Origin of the sequence: Frisingicoccus sp. (assembly GCF_048388605.1) — a bacterium.
Classification (GTDB): Bacteria; Bacillota; Clostridia; order Lachnospirales; family Lachnospiraceae; genus Frisingicoccus.
The window spans coordinates 35,165-57,914 of sequence record NZ_DBGCTU010000022.1; the positions used below are offsets into that span (position 1 = coordinate 35,165).

Genomic DNA, 22,750 nt, shown 5'->3' on the forward strand with positions numbered 1-22,750 from the left:
TTCCATAAATTCTCCCCTTGACTTATCCGAACTTTTGTTCTAAAATTATTTCCATACAGAACATTTGTTTGTTTTAGTTTGTGAAAGGAGAGCATCATGTCCAACGTTTATATTGCCATTGATTTAAAAAGCTTTTATGCCTCCGTCGAATGTGTGGAACGGGGCCTCAACCCCCTGACCTCCTATTTGGTGGTAGCTGATGAAAGCCGCACGGATAAAACGATCTGCCTGGCTGTTTCTCCTTCACTTAAAGCGTTTGGTATTCCCGGCCGCCCAAGATTATTTGAGGTCAAGGAAAAATTGAAGGAGATTAAGGCCTCCACCGGCAAAACCATTGATCTAATCATTGCCACACCGCAAATGCAGAAATATATCGATGTATCCGCCAGCATCTATAATATTTATCTGAGATATGTGAGTGCCTCCGATATCCATGTTTATTCTATCGATGAAGTATTCATGGATATTACCCCGTATCAATCTGTTTACTGCAGCTCAGACGGCACTCCCATGTCGCCTCATGATCTGGCAAAAACCATGATTCTGGATGTTCTGTCCGAAACCGGGATTACGGCCACGGCAGGGATTGGCCCCAACATGTATCTTGCCAAAATTGCCATGGATATCGTAGCCAAGCATGTGGATGCCGATAAGGACGGCGTTCGAATTGCTGAATTGGATGAAATGAATTATCGAAAGTTGCTTTGGGAGCACCAGCCTCTCACCTCTTTCTGGCGCATCGGAAATGGTATCGCCAAACGGCTGAGGGACAATGCCATGTACACTATGGGAGATGTGGCTGTGATGTCCCTTTATAATGAGGACTTTCTGTTCCGCCTTTTTGGTGTCGATGCCGAACTGCTCATCGACCATGCCTGGGGCGTGGAGCCGGTCACCATGCAGGACATCAAAAACTATAAGCCAAACAACAATTCCATGGGCTCGGGACAGGTTCTTTCATGTCCCTACTCCAAAGATAAAGCGCGGCTGGTTGTTCATGAGATGACCGATAGTCTGGCGCTGGATCTGTTCGATAAAGGACTGGCTGCAAATCAGATCGTTCTTCATATCGGATATGATAAAAACTCGGAAAATTATTCCGGTCCGCTCCATATAAACCATTTCGGACAGGCCGTGCCAAAACCGGCCCATGGAAGTGTGAATCTGAATTTTCACACGTCTTCCGCCACAGAGTTGTCGACGGCTGCCCTTTCCCTTTACGACCGTATCGTCGATTCAAAACTGTCGATTCATCGGCTGAGCGTCACCTTCAACAATGTGATTGATGAGTCCACGGCAGAGAACTATGTTCAATATGATTTATTTACGGCGCCGGAAGCAATTGATCTGAAAGAAAAAACAATCCAACGAGATAAAAAAATTCAGAAGGCCATACTGGATATTCAGAAAAAATATGGGAAAAATGCTATATTGAAGGGTATGAATTTCGTGGATGGCGCCACCGCCATTGAGCGCAACCGGCAAATCGGCGGCCACAAAGCCTGATATCAGCCTTTCAACTTCCAAAATTCAAAAGATTCAAAGAAGGTGTATCTATGGCTTTAAAGATTTCCAATAAATATGATGATATTATCCATCTGCCCCGGCCGGAATCCAAACATCCCCATATGTCCAATAGCGACCGGGCAAAGATATTTTCCCCCTTTGCGGCTCTCAAGGGGCATATCGAGGCTATCCATGAAAAAGAAACTCCCCGGGTAAATCGCATCGATTTATCCGAGGAGATGGCTGCTGTTCTCAATAAAAAGCTGCTTCTTCTGGAAAAAGATCAGCATGTTTCCGTAACCTTTTTTATTTCTGACCCCGGCCCGGACGGTTCCGGCGGAACTGCCGAAGGGATGTATCTTACCCTCTCCGGCATCATTCGAAGAATTGACTCCATCACCAGGATTCTGGAAATCGACGATTATACCCATTCGGGCATCCCTGATGTCAAATGCTCCGCATGGGCACGCGCGATAAGGTATAAAATTAATTTTGATGACATCCTGGATATAACGCCGGAACCATCTACAGAGATCAGTCTATAGTGAAGAGCAGCCAATACCGCTAAGTTCTTGAAGAAATAATTCATCCAGCTCTTTCCAACTCGAAGCTTTGGATTCCTCCATGGATTTCAAAATACATTTAATATCCTCAATTGATGCATCCAGATAAGCATTAAGTTTCTCAATACGCGGTATTTCCCTGATTTCCGGAGAATTCATCTTGAGTTCAAGAAGGTTTTCCACATCTCCCTGCAGCGCCTCCGGCAGCTCATACCTCATCAACTCCCGGAAAAGCATCGGCGGTGGTGTGCCTTTATCCAGGATCCAGCGGCAGGCCAATATCGGACGCAGCACATAAAAATATTTTTTAGTCCTTACCATATCCCGTCTCAGATATTCCCGGAAGTTTCCCTCCGCCATGCTGATATAATGATACAAACTTCGTTTTTCCGAAAAGTATTCATTCATAATCCTTCGGAATTTCCGGGCAAATTCGGTCTCCATATAAACGATTGGGGAAGAAAACCATTCAAACAGTGTTGGATTCGATTTATATAATAACCGTAAAGTCTTCTGCAGATCCCATCCATTGATATCGAGCACATCATTGATTGGCAATTCGATGACGTCTCTCGTGGATTCCAGCCGCAGATAATCCTCTTTTGGACGAATATAAATAAATCTCACATCATAATCGCTGTCCGGAGAGGCAAAACCCCAGGCACGGCTGCCGGATTCCACCGCAAGCAGAATGTGAACCTTCTCTTTTTCCTCAATCTCCCGAAGCCTGCTGACAATCATTTTCTTCATCTTTTTTCTCCTTTTTCTTTTTCCACGGCACATCATCCTCCGAGGCCTTAAAGTTATACACCGGCTTCATAATATCGATGACATCCACTGATTCCCGAATAACATCAATAATATCATCCAGGGACTTGTATGCCATCGGCGCCTCATCAATTGTTTTTTCATTAATCGACGTCGTATAAATGCCCTGCATGGAGGCTTTATAAGTCTCCATATCCAGGGTTTCTTTCGCTCTGGCCCTGGACATTACCCGCCCCGCGCCATGAGGCGCCGAATAATTCCACTCAGGATTTCCCTTTCCTATGGCAATAACGGAACCGTCACGCATATTCAGCGGAATGAGCACCCTTTCCCCCGCATGGGCGGCAATGGCACCTTTTCTCAAAATCATTTCCCGGGTATCGATATAATTATGTATCGTATGAAACCCTTCCACGGCTCCCATGCCGGTTCTCTCCAGAATAATCTCCGCCATTCTTTCCCGGCTTCTCCGGGCAAAATTCTGACAGATTTCCACATCATGCAGATAATCTTCAAGGAAAGTCCCCTCAAGCCAACAAAGGTCCTCCGGAATAAGAAGTTCCTGCGTCTCATAGTTATTTTTAAGTTCCTTCAATGCCTTCTGTATTTCACTGCGTCTTCCGGTTTCTTTATAGGTGCGGATAATCTCATCTTTTTGCCTGAAATAATCCTCCTTTCCCATATGAAGATCAATCGCAAGCTGCTGATAAATTTCTGCCACCTGTTTACCGAGATTACGGCTTCCCGAATGAATGATCAAATAAAAAGTACCGTCCGCCGCCTGATCAATCTCAATAAAATGATTGCCGCCGCCGAGTGTTCCAAGGGAACGCTCCAATCTTTTCGCATCTCTCAGCGAACGGTAACAGCGCAGATCCGTCAGCGCAAACCGCTCCATCCGGCCTTCCCACACATTCTTCCCTGAAGGAATATAATGGCAGGCCGCATCAATCTTCTCAAAATCCAGCTCCCGAGTCGTCAATTTCAGCGTATACATGCCGCAGCCGATATCCACCCCGACAATATTCGGACAGACTTTACCGGCAACTGTCATTGTCGTGCCAATCGTACAACCTTTTCCGGCATGTACGTCCGGCATTATCCGTACCCTGCTTCCCTCCGTGAGTCTATAGTCACACATCCTTCGAATCTGTTCGATGGCGCCGTCCTCAATAACTTTGGCATAGCAGACAGCCGAGTTTACTTTCCCCTTTATTTCAAACATCCTGTTTCCTCCTTCCTTAATTTCTATGACCATTTTATATAATGGCAGCTGTCTTATCACGGAAAAAAAGTTGCGAACCATTTAAAGTCCGCAACTTTTTTGTTGGATCAACCGCTCTCTTATTAAGTTTATGAAATGAACCGGGGCCGTGACCTTCACCATCGGCCCAAATGAAAGAATCCGAATAACCATTTCCGTCTCATCATCTTTATCATAATAAATTGTTATCTTGTAGCGCTGATCTCCGATCTGCTCCGCCTGCTTCTCAAAATGGGCAAAATGCATGAGAACCCGCTCCAGAGCATTCCGCTGATCTACAAGTTCAAATTGGACACTTCGCGGCCTCTGACGCTTCCGTTCATTGGAACGGATGACATTTTGCCCCGTATACCGCTCGCAGCGGATAATCCTTCCCAGATTTACTGTCCTGCCCAATCGGCACCCCGAACCAATCAGCCGGAATTTATCGTCCTTTTCAGAATACTCCAGATATTCCGGCATTAACACGATGCACGTCCTATGACCCCTGCGATTCAGGACATCAATGCTCAGAGGATATCGGTTTCTGATGGCATCCAGAATCTGCCGGAAATTTTTTATGTATGCCCCATCCCTGTAATTATCACCATCCGCATATTTATCAAAAATGCAAATATCTTCTTCCGTAAAAAGCGGCTCCACATCCGGGAACTCTATAAGTTCATCCTGAAATAATCGAATTCTTGAATCCAGGGAAATTGCTTTCAGCCAACGCTTTTGTATCATCGTCAGCGGCATCGAAGGCACACTTTGAATAGGAGTAGTTCCGTCCCGCTTCAATAACTGCCATCTGCCTTCCGTCAATGACGGCTCAATATTCAATATACTCTCGCCAAAGGCCCGTTCCTCCACGATCCGCCTCAATTCATTTTTTCCCAGAGGATGATCTATCGCAGCCTTCAGAATTTCTGCGACCGTATTATAATAAACACTGTAGAGTTCACTGAAAATCATGCCGTTTCACCGCCCTCTATGCCATAAAGCCTGTACATTTGCCGGATATCATTCTTAAACTGGATTTCAAGATTTTTATCCGAAAAATGAATATCGGTAATCCGGCAGATAAACGTACGGATCCACGGAACAATTTCACTCGCATCATAAATATCCGCAGAAAACCGGCTTGTGTGATCATCGATTTTCTCAACGGTTCCGCACCGTTTCTCCCGTTCCAGCCTTTGATGAATATGCTGCTCATCATCCCCATAACAAAGGGTAAATTCCACGTGCTCCATGCGCTGCCCCGATTTACTCTGCGTACTTACGCCCCACATATGTGACTTCATTGCATCAAGTTTCTCACGCAGCTCATCAAAACGCGGGGTGACCGCATCAGCCTTTACGGAAATAATATTATCCGTTCGATAGGGTGTGATCCTCCGAAACCGCGGCGTGTAGGCCATGAGATACTGGCGGCCGCTCTGAACACTGAACATCATACGCAGGGGAATCACCTTTTTCTCCGTAACCCTCGCTTTATTCCGATTAATTGTCTCAAGGGTGACCATCCGTTTCTCCCGCATGGCCATAAAAAGCAGACCGAGAATTTCACTGTCCAAAGCCCCGGTCATATAATGATGCTTATAAGCGAAACGGGTCTCGGCCCTGTCCCCCTTATCCAGCAAAAAAGAACCGATCACTCCGCACGGTGCCACTTCTGAAAAAAAGTCTAATACATCCGCGCCATAAATTTCCGACATCTGTGCGCGGCTGTAATACATCGTTTTTCCCCGCTTTTTGGCGATAACAATTCCCTCTGAAACATATTCTTTCAACTTCTTCCGCACCGTCGATTCATCGAACAGTCTCGGCGCCTCAAAAGCAGAAAGATAAGCGTCAACCCGCCCCGTAATATCCCCAAGAGTTATCGGCACATCCGACACAGCTAAAATGTCCATCAGAATAAAATGCAGCGTAATATCCCCATCGGTAAAACTTTTCGCTTTCCACGCTTTATATAGCGGATTATGCCGTGAAACACGGCTGTCTATGGAAATGAATACATTTTTGCCGTCCGACGTCTGCCGAAACCGCATATAATCTCCAAGCCAGCTCTCCAAACGGCGCCGCTCGTCATCATAAGAGCGGGCGCTTTTCCCCGTATACTCATTCCGGCTTTTAAAACCATAAACATAAAACTCACGCATATACTCACGAATGCGGTTGAAATTTTTTACAAGCTCGCTGTACGCCATGACCTCACTCCCCGGACCTGTATTTTCCCCGATACTGATCCATTGTTATTCTTCGGCTAAAATCTCCAATCCTGCGGCGCCGCTGACAATAAATCCCACATCGCCCGTGCTGCCGCCTGCAGAGAGATTTCCGTTATAATCCACTGAGGATATGTGCAGCGTATCCCCATCGGCAGAATACTGTCCGTTCCAACTGTCGGACAAAGAAATATCACTGTTGAACTTCACATCCACCGTCCAGCTCCGGCACGGCTGTCCCGAAATATTTTTTACAGTCAGATCATACTGATAAAACTGCTGACCATTGGACTCCCAATGTTTAACCTGAGTCCCCGCGACCTCCATGTCGCCGCTTTTTGTGACCGTATCCAGGCTGCCGCTCTGAGCGGAGACTGGCTCTGCCTCCAGATCACTGCCTTTTTCATTTGTCAAAACCTGATAAAGCCATTGGCCGGAATCACTTAAATCCTCCCAGGAAAGTCCGTTAGTCTTTTCCACTGTACTTTTAATAATTGCCGAGGTTTCATTTTTATTGGAAATATTCCACGCCACATAGCTGACATTATATTGATCCAACACCTGTACCCAGGCATTTGCCTGCGCCTCATCAATATTTCCGTTGCCGCTGGCATCACAGATTCCGTACTCTGATACAAATATCGGAAGCCCCGCATCAATGGCCGCCGTCATAGTGCTGCGCAGATCATCGGTATGCGTAGCCGCATAAAAATGCAGCGTATACATAATATTTTCATATCCGGTAATCGGGTTTGCCGCCGCCTCATTGACATATTGGGACCAGTTCGGAGTCCCCACTAAAATTACCGCATCCGGCGCATTGGCGCGAATCACCGGTATGACCTCCTGGGCATAGGTCTTTATTTCTTCCCAGGATGTGCCGCCGTTTGGCTCATTACAGATTTCGTAGATGACATTGTTATGCCCGGAAAATTCTTTTGACATCTGTTCAAAAAAATCTATAGCTTCATCTTTATGCATATTTGGATTGTTATCCGACAAAATATGCCAGTCAACAATGACATACATATCCTGGCCGGTGGCGTACTCCACACCGCTTCGAACCAGATCTTTCAAATACTCTCTGTCCCCATCCGTGCAATAGCCCCCGGATTCTGCCGTATACATGGCAAGACGGATAACATTAGCCTTCCACTCCCGGCGAAACTCCCCAAAAAGTTCCTCATTGACATACTGGGGAAAGCTTGCAATTCCATGGGTACTTAATCCTCTTAACTGAACAGCCTCACCCTTCTCATCCACAAGCTGTGTTCCTTTAACGGAAAGGCTGCCGCATACGGAAGGCGACTGAATTGACGACGCTTCTGCCGCCTCCGTTTCCGATACCGTTTCTTTTCCGGGATTCGCCGTTTCTCCTCCCCGCGTTTCACTTTCTTCCGCTTCATTTACCGTTGTTTCCTTTGTCTCATCAGCCGTTGTTTCCGCTGTCTTTTTACATGCGGACAGGCTAAAGGCCGCAAAACACATACACAACAAAAGAAACATTGATCTTTTGAACTTTTTCATAAATTTCTCCTCATTTCCATCAACCACTTCAAATTCTTCGAAGGCCGACCGCCATCCCATACTGGGCTCTATGCCGCGCTTCGACCAATTGCTTTGGATAGTACACGCAGCCATGGCCCTCATAAGGGTCATTAAAATAATACCCCTCGTCGTCATAACCGACAAGAAGCATGCAATGCTCATTAGATATCCAGGTGAATATCTCCCCCGTATCCAACAGCTTCCATTCCGGCCCAATGATCGGCTCCCGCATATCAATACAAGCCCAAAAAATGACCGGCATGCCATCATCAATATAGCGTTTCAGCAACACATTCATCGGAGTCCCTGTTTCATCCACCGGTTCCCAGACTGTTTTTCCGACATTCTCCTGAATTTCGGTATTCTCCCGAATCCTGCCATCCACAGAGATGCTCCCGGCCTCCGAAAAAAACTTTTTCAGCGCTTTGCATATGACCGGCGCATAGCAGCCAAAATCATCCTCGCTGTAGGGACTGCCGCAAAAACATTCCCTCGGGTCCGGCCCATAAAGCTGACCATCCCGCATTTCGAAGCCCCGGCAATCCAAATAATCCTGAATAAACTTATCCACGGACAATTCAAATCCTAAAAATCTCAGGAGCATCACAGTTGACACGCTCTCACACCCGGTCGGATATTTGCCTTTCTGGCTGATATAAGGTGCATCAATCCGGATCACTTGCTGCAGCCCTCCCGCTTTTCCCATCGGAATATTTTCTCATAAAAGTCAACACAATGAATAAAATGGCGATACTCATTCCCAAAGTCACCCACCATATTTTCACAAAACCGGCGATGAGATATCCAACGATGCAGACAACAGCAACCACCGTCGCATACTGCATCTGAGTCGACACATGATTGATATGATTGCTCTGGGCTCCCGCCGAAGACATAACCGTTGTATCGGAAATCGGCGATACATGGTCACCGCAGACAGCTCCGGCAAGAACGGCCGAAACAGCAATGATCATCATTTCCAAACGGTCTGCTCCCGGGAACATGGCAATGACGATTGGAACAAGGATTGCGAATGTTCCCCAGCTTGTCCCTGTTGAAAAAGCAAGGAATATGGCAATCATAAACATAATTGCCGGAATGAATATACTTGCGGAAGTATTGCTTCCCACAAGTCCCTCAACAAATGCAGCAATACCAAGGGCGTCTCCAACGCCTTTTAAAGACCAGGCAAAAATCAAAATTGCCACAGCCGGAATCATCAATTTAAAGCCCTCGACAAAGCTGTCCATAAAGCCCTTAAATGTAACCACCTTCCTCGGAAGATAGAGCAGCAGCATAAAGAATACCGTAATCATTGTTGCAAAAATCAGGCTGGTCTCCGCATCGCATCCGGCAAAGGCGGTGATAATATCGGTCGCCCCGCCCAGAAAGCCTGTATAAATCATAGCTCCGACAGCAGAAACAATGAGCACGGCCACCGGCAGAACCAAATCAAATACCCGCCCGTTCGGACATACCTCTTCCTCTTTGATCTGCTCAAATTCTTCACCGCCGCTGGTAAACAAGTCCCCTTTCGCTGCATTCTGTTCATGCTTTTTCATTAATCCAAAATCAAATCCGGTGATAGCGATATAAAGTACCATCACCAGGGTCAGCAGCGCATACAGGTTATAAGGAATCGTTCTCAAAAACAATTGAAATCCGGTGATCCCCGCATCAGCAGGCACATAGGAATTCACCGCCGCCGCCCAACTGGAAACCGGCGCAATAATGCAGACCGGTGCAGCCGTCGCATCAATAATATAAGCCAGCTTTGCTCTGGACACCTTAAATCTGTCCGTCACCGGCCGCATAACCGAACCGACCGTCAAACAGTTAAAGTAATCATCCACAAAAATCAGAACTCCCAACCCCGTTGTCGCCAGCATGGCGCTTTTTTTTGACTTGATTTTCGTTCCGGCCCATTTGCCGTAAGCCGCCGAACCGCCCGACTTTGCCATCAAAACGATGATCATGCCGAGCAGTACATCGAAGATCAGAATATTTAAATTCATACTGCTCTTCATGATATCAAAAAAAGCGACAAAGGCATTCCATGGATGAAAACCCGTATACAACAGCGCTCCAAAAGCGACACCGATAAATAAAGAACTGTAAACCTCCTTTGTCACCAGCGCCAGAATAATCGCTAATAACGGCGGCACCAAAGACCACCATGTGCCGATAAACATCGCGCCATCCATAAAATAAACTCCCCCTTCTTTTGTACATATTAAGTTTATTTTATCGGATTCCATAGAAATATACAACATAAAAATGTTCTCCGCGCAAAGGCCCCGAAACGGTTCCCTGCGGGAGAACATTTTTAAACTTTATTTATTTTTCAGTTTCTGACGTTGTTTCGGTTTCCCCGGCCGTTCCAGTTTCACCATCTGTATCCGCGGTTGTCTCTGCCGCGGTATCGGTTGCCGATTCCGACTCGGTTTCGCTGACATGCAGATAATCAATATTGCCTCGTTTATCGACAACTTCCAGGCTGTCTGTCAGATTGGTCATATATTCCTGCATTTTGTTTGAAAGAAGGGTGCTCTCAATCTTCGTGTACCACTCTTCCGCATTGTCGCCGACAAAGTACATCACATGATATCCATAATCGGTTTCTACAATTTCTGTATCTCCCGGTTTCCGGGCATCATCAAAAATCCAGTCATTGAAAGCAGCTACCATCTGGCCTTTTGTTACTGCCTCATACAGTCCGCCGTTGGCGCTGGAACCGGTATCTTCACTGTTCGCCTCCGCCAATGCTGCAAAGCTGTCCTCTGTGGCTTCGCCATTCTTCCATTCCGCATAAATGTCTTCGGCCTTCTGTTTTGCTTCCGCTTTGGCATTCTCCTCGGCCGTCGCTTTTTCTTCTTCCGTCATATCCTCGGTTGTCTCTGCGTCGGAGCTGATCAGAATATGCCGCACATCCACAGTTTTCGTGTGATCCAGATAACGATCTATAAAGTAGACAACATAATAAGCCTTACCCGATGTATCCTCGATCACCTCTGTATCTCCGGCCTGACGCGCGCTGTCAAACAGCCACTCCGCCACGGCTGAAGGCGAAACAGATGATTTTTTCACATTTGTTTTCTCGACTTCCGCCGAGGCATCTGTTGCATACTCTGAATACAATTCCTCAAAAGAGCTTTCATCAGAAATCTCATTCAGCATTTCATCGGCCCTGGTTTTCGCTTCGGCCATTGCCGCTTCTTCGATTGCTTCCTGTTCAGCTTCCTGAGCTGCCTTTTCTTCTTCACTCAGAGTTTCCGATTCAGTCTCAGCGGCCGTTTCTGTTTCAGCATCTGTCTCGGTTTCGACATCTGTCTCTGCCGGGGCATCTGTCTCGGTTTCGCCGTCTGCTTCGGTCTCAACATTCTCTGTCTCTTCTTCCGGGATATCTGCCTCAATCTTGCAGGCCAGATAATCTACTGAATCATAATTATCTTTATTTTCGTCATAATAAGTTTTAACTTCTTCACCGGTAATTTCTGTGGCATCTTCGATGCTGTCATAATAGGCTGTGGCAATGCTGCTCCTCTCGACATAGGATTTAACATTGTCCAGGGTAGCCAATGTACCGTAGGCCGCTTTCACATAATCGCTGACGCTCTTATCCGCATTGGCGGCGCCGGCTTCGACAGATTCCACAAAGCTATTCACCTCTTCCGAAGCATCATACTCAAAACCTGCGGCTGCCGCTTCATCCGTTAATGCATATACTTGCTTTAACTGGCCGATGGCCTGCTGGTCAAAATAATCCTTCCATGTCATCGACTCCATATAAGCCTGCTCATCCAGCGGTTTTGACAGATCAAGGCCCATATAGCTCAGATAATTGCCATAATAGGAATACATGCTGTTGATGCCGCTGTAAAAGTAATATTCATATTCGGAACGCTGAACTTCATGTTCTCCGACAGTGACATAGGCGCCATGCTTATCCTGATAGCCGCCATAAATTTTCCATCCGAGCACTCCAACGATAAGAAGTACTATAACCACTCCGGCAATCGTTGAATATCTTGCCCTTCTCTGCTGTCTCAGCTCCTCTTCTTTTCGACGCTGCATCTTTAAATCATACTTCGTCATTTTCTTTTCAGGCTTCTGGGAATCCACTCCGCCTGCCTGTCCATTTTGCTTCTTTTCTTTATCAGACATACTTTTTCCCGCAGTGCAAAATCCTTCCGGATTTGAACCGCGCCTCTCCTTCCTGAAAATCCTATATGTAATATTACAATATTTCCTGAAAAAATAATAGTAATTTCACAAAAAATACAAAAAAATCTCTCCGGAAAACCTTTTTAAGTTCAACCGGAGAGAATTTTTTATCTTTACAGTTTAAATGTTACCAACAGATCCTCAGAATTTACTTTCTCGCCCTCTGTGACAAAGATTTCATCAACCACACCGGCTGTTTTGGAAACGATGGTCGTTTCAATCTTCATAGCTTCCACAACAAGAAGCGGTGTATTGACATCAACTTTATCACCTTTCTTAACGAAAATCTGACATACCGTTCCAGGAATAGAGGAGCCGATCTGCTTCGGATCCGATTTATCTGCCTTCGGTTTCTTGTTTACATGGACAATCTCATTCTTATCCTCAACCACGATTTCGCGGACGGAACCATTGACTTCAAAAGTCAATGTGCATTTTCCTTCATCGTTGGCGGCTGTCTTACTGATATATTTAATAATCAGCGTCTTGCCCTGACCGATATCCACGATCGTTTCTTCTCTCGGCCTCAGGCCATAGAAGTAAACATGGCTCTGCAGCTGGGATACATCGTTATAAGCTTCCAGATGATTGCAATAATCTTCATATACCTTCGGATACAACGCATAGCTGACAGCTTTCTGACGGATCTCCAGCGGAGTGAAGGAAGACAAGTCGAATTTACCCTTCAAATAGGCCTCAATCTGTTTAATATCCACACTCTCCAGCAAAGTTCCCGGGCGAACGCTGATCGGCTCGATGCCCTTGAGAACAATTTTCTGAAATTCCTCCGGGAAACCGCCGTCCGGCTGACCGATCATACCCTTGAAATATTCCACAACGGATTCCGGATAAGATAAATCTTTTCCATCGGTCAGAATATTATCTTTATCCAGATTATTCTTAAACATAAAGATTGCCAGGTCACCGACAACTTTAGATGTAGGCGTTACCTTTACAATATTTCCAAGCAGATCATTGGCTTCTTTATAAAGACGCTTGATATCCTCAAACCGGTCCTTTTCGCCCATTGCTTTCACCTGGGCCAGAAGGTTGGAATACTGTCCGCCCGGAATCTCATATTTATAAATTTCAGAATTCGGCGTGCACATACCGCTCTCAAACGGCTTATAAACCTCGCGAACCCGTGCATAATATTCGCTCAATTCATGGAGTTCATTAATATCCAGCATTGTATCTCTCTCTGTACCCTTCAGAGTGCAGACAATGGTATTCATTGACGGCTGGCTTGTCAGAGAACTCATTGACTCGATCGCCATATCCGCAATATCCACGCCGGCTTCCGCTGCCATTAAAACCGTGCTGACACCACTGCCCGTCGTATCATGCGTATGTAAATTGACCGGAATATTCAGCTCTTTTTTCAACTCGGTAATCAATGTTTTTGCCGCATACGGTTTCAGCAGACCCGCCATATCCTTGATCGTCAGAATGTGGCAGCCCATGGCCTCAATTTCCTTCGCCTTCTTCATATAATAATCCAATGTATATTTCGTTTCATTCGGATCGGAAATGTCACCGGTATAACAAATGGCGCCCTCAACGATCTTGCCTGTTTTCAGTGCTTCCTCCACCGGCATCTTCATATTTTCCATCCAGTTCAAACTGTCAAAAATACGGAACACATCAATCCCGCGGCCTGCGGAAACCTGAATGAATTCCTTAACCACATTATCCGGGTAGTTGCTGTAGCCGACTGCATTGGATGCGCGAATCAACATCTGAATCAATGTATTCGGCATCAGCTGACGCAATGCGGAAAGTCTGCGCCATGGAGATTCTTTCAGAAAACGATAGGCCGTATCATAGGTCGCACCACCCCACGCCTCTGCAGAAAATGCGTTCGCAAGGAAAGCATTGGCGGCCGGCGCCGCATCAATAATATCCCTTGTACGCATACGGGTCGCAAAAAGCGACTGCTGCGCATCCCGCATGGTTGTATCGGTCACATAAAGCCGGTCTTCCCGCAAAATTTTCTGGGTGAAAGCTTCCGCACCCATTTTCAGAAATTCATCTCTCGCGCCGTAAATCGGTTTTTTCTCATCATAAACCGGACGGCGATGTACATCCAGATATGGTTTTTCGCCATTCTGCGGATTGACAATTTTATCACCGATAAATTCGAGAATCTTTGTCGCACGGTCCTGCCCTTTCTGCAAATCGTACAATTCCGGCGTTTCCTCGATAAAGGTCGTATAGCATTTTCCTTCCTGGAAAATCTCATGATTCAAAACGTTGATCAGGAACTGGATATTCGTCTTAACGCCCCGGATACGCATTTCCTTCAGCGCACGGAGAGACTTGCGGATGGCTCCCTTAAATGTGCGGTCATAGGAGATAACCTTAACGAGAAGACTGTCATAATACGGCATGATCTCTGCGCCTGTGTAGGCGTTGCCGCCATCCAAACGAAGGCCATTGCCCGAGCCGGAACGATAAACCGTAATCCTGCCTGTATCCGGGAGGAAATTATTCACCGGATCTTCGGTTGTGATACGTGTCTGAATAGAATAACCGTTCAATTTTACGGCTTCCTGGGACGGAATTCCGATCTCTTCCGAATCAAGGGCATAACCCTCCGCAATCATGATCTGGGACTGAACAATATCAATTCCCGTAACCATTTCGGATACCGTATGTTCTACCTGAATTCGCGGATTCATTTCGATAAAATACGGATGATTCTGATCGTCCACAAGAAATTCTAATGTTCCCGCATTCCGATAACCCACATGTTTTACCAGTCGAATGGAACTTGCGAAAATTTCTTCACGAACTTCCTCCGGCACAGTGAAAGCCGGCGCATATTCCACAACCTTCTGATGACGTCTCTGAACGGAACAATCACGGTCATAGAGATGAACAACATTGCCATGACTATCCGCCAGGATCTGGACTTCAATATGTTTTGGACTTCTTAAATATTTTTCGATAAAAATCTGTTCGTCGCCAAAGGCCTTCCTGGACTCTTCACGGGCTTCGCGATAGGCCTTTTCCAGTTCATCCGGCGTGTTCACAATTCGCATACCGCGGCCGCCGCCGCCGTTTGAAGCCTTCAGCATGACCGGATAGCCGATAAAATCTGCCGCTTTTTCAACTTCTTCATAGTTTTCCACCGCTTTATCGATTCCCGGAATGGTCGGCACTTCCGCTTCCATAGCCATCTTCTTTGATGAAATTTTATCTCCCATGGCACGCATCATATCTGCCGTCGGCCCGATAAAGGCAATCCCGCTCTTCTCACAGGCCTCTGCAAAATATGGATTTTCTGATAAGAAACCGTACCCCGGATGAATTGCATCCACCTGATGCTCCTTTGCAATACGAATGATCGTATCCATATCCAGATAGGCGTCTACCGGTCCCTTTTCCATATCCAGAACATATGCCTCGTCGGCCTTTGTACGGAACATGGCATACTTGTCCTCTTTTGAGAACACAGCAACCGTACCGATCCCCAATTCATTCAAGGCACGGAAAATGCGAATTGCAATTTCCCCACGGTTTGCAACCAGTACTTTTTTAAATTTCCTGATCCCCTTTGTTTTCATCCCACTTCCTCCTTTTTACCTCATATTTTCAAAAATCGAAGGTGCAGGAATACACCTTCGATCTCAGAAACATGTTCCACTCGATTATTGCTTAGAAATATATTTGTCAATTGCGTCAACCGCAGCGTTTTCATCCGGTCCATTTGCAATGATTGTAATCTTTTCACCTTCAGCCAGTCCAAGACTCATCATTCCCATAATACTCTTTGCATTTACCTTTTTCTCCTGAATCTCCACGTAAATGCTGCTCTCGTATTGGCTTGCCACCTGAACAAGCAATGCTACAGGCCGGGCTTCCAACCCCTTTGGAATATTAATCGTCATGCTTTTTGAAACCATACTCGTACCTTGCCTTTCTACCCTTTGCTAATTTTCAGACCTTAATTCGTCCGCTAACACACTCAACTTTCGTAATCGGTGATTCACACCCGACTTACCCACAGGAATCGACAATAACTTACCCAATTCTGCCAACGATGCTTCCGGATACTGCAGCCGAAGCCCGGCGATCTCCCTCAATCCATCCGTCAGCTCACTGAATCCCACGGTATCCCGTATATATCTTATGTCCTCAATCTGCTTTACGGCCGCAGATACTGTCTTGGAAATGTTTGCCGTTTCACAATTAACACGCCGGTTTACAGAATTCCTCATTTCCTTTAAAATCCGGATATTCTCCAACTCCATCAGTGAAACATGGGCCTCCATGACATTGAGCATGTCCACGATTTGAGATGCTTCCTTAATGTACACAACGTGATACTTTTTTCGGATAATACATTTTCCGTCGATATTAAATGTTTTCATCATATCGCATATCTGCCGAGCCTTTTCCGGTGTCGTACATACAATTTCAAAATGATAAGTTTTCTCCGGTTCACTGATGGAACCGGCGCATAAAAACAATCCTCGTAAAAATGCACGTTTACAACATGACATCCGAAGAATCATTGAATGAACTATCGCATAGTTTTCCTCAATTTCTCCGTCACCATTCATAAACTTCACCGAACTCAAAATTTTCCTGGCAGCGTAATCATCTGTTACATCCAGTATATATGTACGGCTCTTTCCCGTATGGATATGATGCCTTATACTTATGTCACACTCTATATTATATGTTTTTTTCAACAATGTAAAGTATTTTCTTGCAACCGCAAGATTTTCTGTTTGTACTTTTATTGATACGTTTCCTTCTTTTTCCCGGAAAACATGTCCGCACATACTTAAAATTGCCGCCGTTTCAGCAATCCGGCAGTGCATGGCGCTGCCTGTCTGATAGGATAATTCTTCCTTCACCCGGCCTGAAAAAGACATACCATCACCTCAATCTACCGGCCCGGACCGGATTTATTTATTTCTGAGCGCATCTTTGGATATATCTCTATGCTCTACTTTCGAGCTGTACCCTTTCGCTTTCATCCGATGGAAAATTCCATTAGCCATTGTCACCGAGCGGTGCTTTCCCCCGGTACATCCGACAGCGATCACCAGCTGATTTTTTCCCTCTTTAATGTATTGAGGCACGAGAAACTCCAGCAAATCCTCAATTTTATCCAGAAACATTCCCGACTCCCTGCAATTTAACACATAGTCCCGGACTTCCGGTTCATTGCCTGTTTTCTTCCGAAGACTTTCCACGTAATAGGGATTTGGCAGAAAGCGCACGTCAAATACTAAATCCGAATCCGTTGGAATACCGTACTTAAACCCAAAAGACAACACCGTCAGATAAAAGTTCTGATAAGGTTCATTTTTCACAAAAATTTTGTCCACTTCCCCCTTCAGATCCCGAATCAGCATTTGACTGGTGTCAATGATATAATTGGCCCTCTTCTTTAAGAACTGCATCTTTTTCCGCTCGTTTTTAATACCCTCTTCAATCCGGCCGCCCACAGCCAGCGGGTGCTGGCGGCGCGTTTCCTTATAGCGTTTAATGAGAACCGCATCCTCACAGTCCAAAAATAAAATTTCGTAATTAATCTCCAGGTCCTCAATATTTTCAAGCACCTTATTAACCGTAGCCAGCCCCTCGCCGCTCCGAATATCAATACCGAGAGCTGCCTGACTCATGGCATTTTCTCCCTGCGCGGATACAAGTTCCGCAAATTTCGGCAAAAGCGGTACCGGAAGATTATCCACGCAAAAGTAGCCAATATCCTCCAGCATTTTCAGAACAGAACTTTTTCCGGCCCCGGACATCCCCGTCACAATAACAAAGCGCATCTTTTTTGCCTCCTAAAACTCTCCGATCAGCCGTACCTCCGGTTCCAAATGTACGCCAAACTTGTCATAAACCATTGTATCCACATCCGTCATTAACTGCCGTACCTCCGAAGCGGTCGCGGCGCCTGCATTGATCACAAAACCGCTGTGTTTTTCCGATACCATGGCATCTCCCACACGATACCCCTTCAATCCGGCATCCTGAATCAGCTTTCCGGCAAAATAACCTTCCGGCCGTTTAAAAGTGCTTCCCGCACTTGGATATTCCAACGGCTGTTTTTCCTTTCTCTGCCGGGTGAGCTCTTCAACCCGCTCTGAAATCTTCGCTGCATCGCCTCTGCTAAATTTTAAAACCGCCGATAAAACAATCATCTGTTCCTTCTGCACCCGGCTGGTGCGATATCCCATATCCAGCGCCTCTGCCGGAAGTTCCAGAATATCTCCCGCCATGTTTACTGCCCGGACGGACCGGATGACCTGTTTCATTTCTCCGCCATAGGCCCCCGCATTCATCGTTACGGCGCCGCCAAGAGTTCCGGGTATACCTGTGGCAAACTCAAATCCGGCATAACCTCCGGCAGAAATACGCTTTGCCAGCTTTGCCAGCATGACTCCGGCTCCGGCACGGACATAAACCGCTTCTGCCTCTTCCCTGACTTCCACATCTTCAAGGTTTTTACACACCCGGAATATAACGCCCCGAAAGCCCTTATCGCCCACAAGGAGATTGCTTCCGTTGCCTATCACATAAAAGGGAATATTCTGCTCCCTGCACCATTTTAAGCCGCATATCAGACTTTCCTCCGTCTCCGGCGAAACAAATACATCCGCCGGCCCGCCGATCCGAAACGTCGTATGATTTTTCATCGGCTCATTCTCGCAAACCTGTGCCCGGCCAACCACCGCTCTCAATTGTTCTGCTAATGTCATAAAATGCTTCCCTCTCTATTTTCTTTCAGAAATCATCATATAAGCCGCGCCGGTAATCCCCGCCTCATTTCCCAGGACAGCCAGCCGTACCGGCGTATTTTTAATCCCGGAAAAGGCCTGTTCCTTAAAATTCCGTGCAACTTTCTCTCTTAAATATTCTCCGGCCGCCGACACGCCGCCGCCGATCAAAACACATTCCGGGTTTACCACTGCACATATTCCTGCCAGCGCCCGGCCCAGATACCCGGTGACCCGGTCAATGATCTGTTCTGCCGCCTCATCTCCGGCCTTGCCCGCATCAAACACATCCTTTGCGCTGATACTTCCTTTCTCCTGAAGTATCTGTCTCAGCACCGACGGCATATCCGACCGGGAAAGCCACAATTTTGTATATTTTACAATGCCCGTTGCCGAACCGATCTGCTCCAGACAGCCCCTGTTCCCGCAGCTGCATTTTTCAGTAATATCCTCATCCTCAACACAGATAATATGTCCGATCTCCCCTGCGCAGCCAAAAGCTCCGTTTAAAATCTTTCCATTGATGACAATTCCTCCGCCGATACCGGTACCGAGAGTAACCATAACAAGGCTTGTACATGACCTTCCGCCGCCGCGCCACATTTCGCCCAGCGCAGCCACGTTGGCGTCATTTGCCGCCTTCACCGGAATCTCCGCCGGACTGCAGCCCATCCTTTCCGCTAAAAGCCCGGACAGTTCTCCGGCCGCTGCCACCTCTGACCACCCCAGGTTGACACACTCCTTCACGATATTTCCATCCAAAACCGGCCCCGGAAGTCCCATACCGATCCCCACAAGGGAGGATACTGAAATATCCATCGCCCGGCACTTTTCAGCAATTGCATCCGCAATCTCTGAGAGGATATGAACGCCGTTATCTGACACGTTGGTTGGAATCGACCATTTTTCCCTGAGCACTTCATTAAACAGGCCGAACTTTATCTCTGTTCCGCCCACATCCACACCAATCGTCCAATGTTTCATTCTAAAATTCATCCTGCCTTCCCTGAATATTGCCTGTAACTCTGCGGTACAATTCCTGTGCCGCATTGTACCCCATCTGTTTCTGACGGTAATTAATAGCCGCCGCTTCAACAATGACAGCCACATTCCGGCCCGGACGTATCGGTATCGAGTGGCAGACTACTTTATTGCCGAGATACTCCGTATACTGCTCATCCAGTCCCAGGCGGTCATATTCTCTCTCTCTGTCCCAGGCCTCCAGCTTGACAACCAGGCTGATCTTCTGAGTTTCCCGGACACTCTGAATTCCAAACAGAGACTTCACATTGACAATTCCGATACCCCGAAGTTCAATAAAATACCGGGTGATATCCGGGGCCGTTCCGATCAACTCCGTATCGCTGATCTTCTTTATTTCCACCACATCATCCGAAACCAAACGATGTCCGCGTTTGATCAATTCCAGCGCCGCTTCACTCTTGCCGATACCGCTCTCACCAATGATAAGAACGCCTTCACCGAAAACATCCACTAAAACGCCGTGAATCGAAATTCTGGGCGCCAACTCTTTCTGAAGGAAGTGAATCGCTTTATTCATAAATCCGCAGGTTCCCTCCGGATAAAGCAGCAGGGGGATCTGATACCGGGTCGCCAGCTCGATCACCTCATCCGCAGGTTTTAAATTACGGCAGAAAACCATACACGGTATTCCGGCCTGAAAAATTTTCTCATACATTTTCACGCCGTGGTCATCATAATTCATTTCAACATAAGCGCTCTCCACCATGCCGACAATCTGCAGACGTTCGAAATCGAAATGCTTAAAAAATCCTGCGAGCTGTAAAGCCGGACGGTTCACATCCCACTGACGGAGTTCCACCTTATCGGTGTCCACCTCCGAATTTAAAAGACTTAACCCCAACGGTTCCATTATTGTGCTTAATTTTACGTGATACGTATCTGGTATATGATCAAACATCCTGCTGTTCTCCTTTCATTTGTTTACACCACAAGTATAGCATATCCGCCATTCAACATCAATGCGGCTGTTTTCGGAAAAATGTGTAGACCGACTCCGCCGACGCCTCATTCATGGATGGTACCTGCTTCAACTCTTCGACAGAAGCTTCCCTGATTTTCTGAATATCACCGTAATAGCGCATCAAAGCCTTGCGCCGTGTCTCACCGATTCCCGGAATATCCTCCAAAATCGATCTGACCTGGGTCTTGCTTCTCAGACTCCGATGGTATTCAATCGCAAACCGATGGGCCTCATCCTGTATCCGGGTCACCAGCCGGAAAGCCTCTGAATTTCTCTCAATGACAATTTCCTCATCCTCAAAGTATATTCCCCGGGTTCGATGAAAATCATCCTTCACCATGCCGCAGACCGGGATATCCAGCCCCAGTTCCATTAAAACCTTCTGGGCAATATGCACCTGCCCTTTTCCCCCATCCATCAAAATCAGATCCGGAAAAACAGAAAAACTTCCCATTGACCTGTCCATGTTTTTTTCTTCCAGTTCTTTTTGTTCTCTCTGTCCATGGATAAAACGCCGGGTCAATACTTCCTCCAGGCTGTGATAATCATCCTGCCCCTGAATATCCCGTATTTTGAATTTACGATAGGCGCTGCGTTTTGGTTTGCCCTTTTCATAAACAACCATGGATCCAACCTTTTCAAAGCCGCTGATATTTGATATATCATAGGCCTCCATCCGCGTCAGCAGCGGCAGTCCGAGCAAATCTGCCAGTTCCCGCACTGCTCCCACTGTCCGGGCCTCTTCCCGTTTCATTTTTTCACTGTCTTTATTTAAAATGTTCATCGCATTTTTACACGCCAGCTCCACCAACCGCTCTTTCTGGCCTTTTTTCGGCACTCTGAGACTCACCTTCTGTCCCCGCTTTTCAGACAGCCACTGCAAAATAATCTCTGCATCCTCGATTTCTTCCGGCATCATCAATTCTCTCGGAATAAAAGGCGATTCGCCATAAAACTGTTTGACAAAAGAGGTCAGCACCCCGGAACGGCTCTCATTTTCCACACCGGTAAGATAATAATGATCTCTTCCGATCAACCTTCCGTTTCGAATAAAGAAAACCTGCACCACAGCCTCATTTCCGGCACGTGCCAGTCCGATAACATCTCTGTCCTCCATCTGAGAGCTTGTCACCTTTTGCTTTTCCGTAATCTGCTGAATACTTCGAATCAGATCCCGATACTCTATCGCCTTTTCATAGGCCATATCCTCGGACGCCTTCATCATCTTCTCTGTCAGCATCTGAATAACCGGCTCATAATCTCCTCCCAGGAACTGGAGCACCTGATGGATCTGCCTCTGATAATCCTCCTGGGATATTTTCCCCTGACATGGGGCATCGCACTGGCCGATATGATAATACAGGCATGGCCGTCCGATACCAATGTCCTTTGGCAGATTCCGATGACATGTCCGTATTTTATAAATTTTCCGAAGCAGTTCAATGGTATCCTTCACGGCGCCCGCACTCGTATAAGGGCCAAAATATTTGGATTTATCCTTTTTCATCAATCTGGAAAACAATATTCTCGGATAGGCTTCCCCCGTGGTCACCTTAATATAAGGGTAAGTCTTATCATCCGTCAGCATCGTATTATATTTTGGACGGTATTCTTTTATCAGATTACATTCCAAAACAAGCGCTTCAAGCTCCGAATCCGTAATAATATATTCAAACCGGGTAATATGCGTCACCATTTGGGCAATTTTCGGCGTCAGATTCCGGCTGTCCTGAAAATACTGGCGGACTCGATTTTTCAGCCGGATCGCCTTTCCCACATAGATAATTTCATCCCGCTCATTATGCATCAAATATACACCGGGCTTCGCCGGAAGCTTTTTTAATTCCTCTTCGATATCAAACATTCCAGAGCTCCTCTCTTTAAGTATTCTCCAGAAAACCCTTCATTCATCATTC

18 protein-coding genes are annotated in these 22,750 nt (G+C 46.4%); 2 read left to right on the top strand and 16 right to left on the bottom strand.

Annotated elements, in window-relative coordinates; genetic code table 11:
* Positions 1–96: 96 nt before the first annotated feature.
* On the top strand, positions 97–1,506 hold the full coding sequence (locus ACMN7X_RS04425) for a DNA methylase (protein WP_418746284.1): 1,410 nt from the start codon (positions 97–99) through the stop codon (positions 1,504–1,506).
* Positions 1,507–1,556: 50 nt separating this feature from the next.
* Positions 1,557–2,051, top strand: a complete 495-nt coding sequence (locus tag ACMN7X_RS04430; protein WP_418746285.1) for a hypothetical protein — start codon at positions 1,557–1,559, stop codon at positions 2,049–2,051.
* Here ACMN7X_RS04430 and ACMN7X_RS04435 read toward each other — a convergent pair.
* From ACMN7X_RS04435 to uvrC, 16 genes are all read right to left on the bottom strand, one after another.
* Positions 2,046–2,819 carry a nucleotidyltransferase domain-containing protein gene (locus tag ACMN7X_RS04435; RefSeq protein WP_418746286.1) on the bottom strand — a complete coding sequence of 258 codons (774 nt, stop codon included), beginning with the start codon at positions 2,817–2,819 and terminating at the stop codon, positions 2,046–2,048. The two genes, ACMN7X_RS04430 and ACMN7X_RS04435, sit on opposite strands and share 6 nt — an antisense overlap.
* Positions 2,782–4,062 carry an RtcB family protein gene (locus ACMN7X_RS04440; protein WP_418746287.1) on the bottom strand — a complete coding sequence of 427 codons (1,281 nt, stop codon included), beginning with the start codon at positions 4,060–4,062 and terminating at the stop codon, positions 2,782–2,784. The genes ACMN7X_RS04435 and ACMN7X_RS04440 overlap by 38 nt, the downstream gene beginning before the upstream one ends.
* Before the next feature lie 81 nt (positions 4,063–4,143).
* Positions 4,144–5,055 (bottom strand): WYL domain-containing protein, encoded by a 912-nt coding sequence (locus ACMN7X_RS04445; protein ID WP_418746288.1) that lies wholly within the window; start codon positions 5,053–5,055, stop codon positions 4,144–4,146.
* A complete protein-coding gene (locus ACMN7X_RS04450) occupies positions 5,052–6,296 on the bottom strand; it encodes a WYL domain-containing protein (protein ID WP_418746289.1) in 1,245 nt (414 codons plus the stop codon). Before ACMN7X_RS04450 ends, ACMN7X_RS04445 begins: the two co-directional genes overlap by 4 nt.
* 45 nt (positions 6,297–6,341) lie before the next feature.
* Positions 6,342–7,841: a cellulase family glycosylhydrolase gene (locus tag ACMN7X_RS04455; protein WP_418746290.1), complete on the bottom strand. Its 1,500-nt coding sequence runs from the start codon at positions 7,839–7,841 to the stop codon at positions 6,342–6,344.
* Between the two features lie 28 nt (positions 7,842–7,869).
* Positions 7,870–8,568, bottom strand: coding sequence for a C39 family peptidase (locus ACMN7X_RS04460; protein WP_418746291.1), 699 nt, complete (start codon positions 8,566–8,568; stop codon positions 7,870–7,872).
* Positions 8,528–10,066 (bottom strand): Na+/H+ antiporter NhaC family protein, encoded by a 1,539-nt coding sequence (locus tag ACMN7X_RS04465; protein ID WP_418746292.1) that lies wholly within the window; start codon positions 10,064–10,066, stop codon positions 8,528–8,530. Before ACMN7X_RS04465 ends, ACMN7X_RS04460 begins: the two co-directional genes overlap by 41 nt.
* A gap of 133 nt (positions 10,067–10,199) precedes the next feature.
* Positions 10,200–12,026, bottom strand: coding sequence for a peptidylprolyl isomerase (locus tag ACMN7X_RS04470; protein WP_418746293.1), 1,827 nt, complete (start codon positions 12,024–12,026; stop codon positions 10,200–10,202).
* A gap of 173 nt (positions 12,027–12,199) precedes the next feature.
* Positions 12,200–15,655 carry a pyruvate carboxylase gene (locus ACMN7X_RS04475; RefSeq protein WP_418746294.1) on the bottom strand — a complete coding sequence of 1,152 codons (3,456 nt, stop codon included), beginning with the start codon at positions 15,653–15,655 and terminating at the stop codon, positions 12,200–12,202.
* Positions 15,656–15,739: 84 nt separating this feature from the next.
* Positions 15,740–15,994 carry an HPr family phosphocarrier protein gene (locus tag ACMN7X_RS04480; protein WP_418463858.1) on the bottom strand — a complete coding sequence of 85 codons (255 nt, stop codon included), beginning with the start codon at positions 15,992–15,994 and terminating at the stop codon, positions 15,740–15,742.
* A 27-nt stretch (positions 15,995–16,021) separates the two neighbouring features.
* Positions 16,022–16,972: a DNA-binding protein WhiA gene (whiA, locus tag ACMN7X_RS04485; RefSeq protein ID WP_418746295.1), complete on the bottom strand. Its 951-nt coding sequence runs from the start codon at positions 16,970–16,972 to the stop codon at positions 16,022–16,024.
* A gap of 33 nt (positions 16,973–17,005) precedes the next feature.
* Positions 17,006–17,881: an RNase adapter RapZ gene (gene rapZ, locus ACMN7X_RS04490; RefSeq protein ID WP_418746296.1), complete on the bottom strand. Its 876-nt coding sequence runs from the start codon at positions 17,879–17,881 to the stop codon at positions 17,006–17,008.
* A gap of 12 nt (positions 17,882–17,893) precedes the next feature.
* Entirely contained in the window at positions 17,894–18,811 is a 918-nt protein-coding gene (gene murB, locus ACMN7X_RS04495; protein ID WP_418746297.1) for a UDP-N-acetylmuramate dehydrogenase, read from the bottom strand.
* Between the two features lie 15 nt (positions 18,812–18,826).
* Positions 18,827–19,813, bottom strand: coding sequence for an ROK family glucokinase (locus ACMN7X_RS04500; protein WP_418746298.1), 987 nt, complete (start codon positions 19,811–19,813; stop codon positions 18,827–18,829).
* A 1-nt stretch (position 19,814) separates the two neighbouring features.
* Complete coding sequence (gene hprK, locus ACMN7X_RS04505) at positions 19,815–20,771, bottom strand: HPr(Ser) kinase/phosphatase (RefSeq protein ID WP_418746299.1); 957 nt, start codon at positions 20,769–20,771, stop codon at positions 19,815–19,817.
* 58 nt (positions 20,772–20,829) lie between these two features.
* Positions 20,830–22,698, bottom strand: a complete 1,869-nt coding sequence (uvrC, locus tag ACMN7X_RS04510) for an excinuclease ABC subunit UvrC (protein WP_418746300.1) — start codon at positions 22,696–22,698, stop codon at positions 20,830–20,832.
* Positions 22,699–22,750 lie beyond the last annotated feature (52 nt).